Genomic DNA, 525 nt, shown 5'->3' with positions numbered 1-525 from the left:
TATGGACGGCGACGGGCATGATGACGGCTGGACCTGCGACGTGGGTGTTGCGCTGGTCGACCGGGACCCGACCGGGGATGCGGACGCGGACACCGGGGATGACGGGAAGTCCTGGTTGGCGGAGGCCGCCGGTCGGGGCGGCCAGCACCGGCGTACCCGGCGGGCCGCGGTCGTGGAGCGCGGTGAGGAGGCTGTGCGCGCTGCGGTGCGGGCGTTGAGCAGTCAGATCGGTGTGGTCGCCGGGGAGGTGGCCCGCGGTCTGGACGGCCAGGGGCTGGTGGAGGCGGCACCGGGCCGGTTGGGGGTTGATGCGGTCGAGGTGTCCTTCGGCGTGACGTTGACAGCCGGTTCGGGTCAGGCGATCCAGGCGGTGCTCAGTGTCGAGGGCGAGGCGGCGGTGCAGGTGACGGTGTCGCTGACGCGGCGGCCCGCTGCCGCCGCCGGGGCGTAGGCAGCGGGCGTCGTGCTGGCGGGGGTGGGCCGGCTGCTGGTGGACGGGGAACCCGTCGCGGGCAAGGACGCGGT

At 74.7% G+C, this 525-nt stretch carries 1 protein-coding gene; it reads left to right on the top strand.

The genetic code is table 11. The annotated features are described in order from the left end of the window. A partial coding sequence (locus U9980_RS23510; protein ID WP_322769927.1) for a hypothetical protein occupies window positions 1–451 on the top strand: 451 nt, incomplete at its 5' end. Window positions 452–525 lie beyond the last annotated feature (74 nt).

The organism is Protofrankia sp. Cr1 (genome assembly GCF_963555865.1).
Taxonomy (GTDB): domain Bacteria; phylum Actinomycetota; class Actinomycetes; order Frankiales; family Frankiaceae; genus Protofrankia.
The sequence above is the reverse complement of the archived record's forward strand: the minus strand, read 5'-3'. Positions and strand labels throughout refer to the sequence as shown.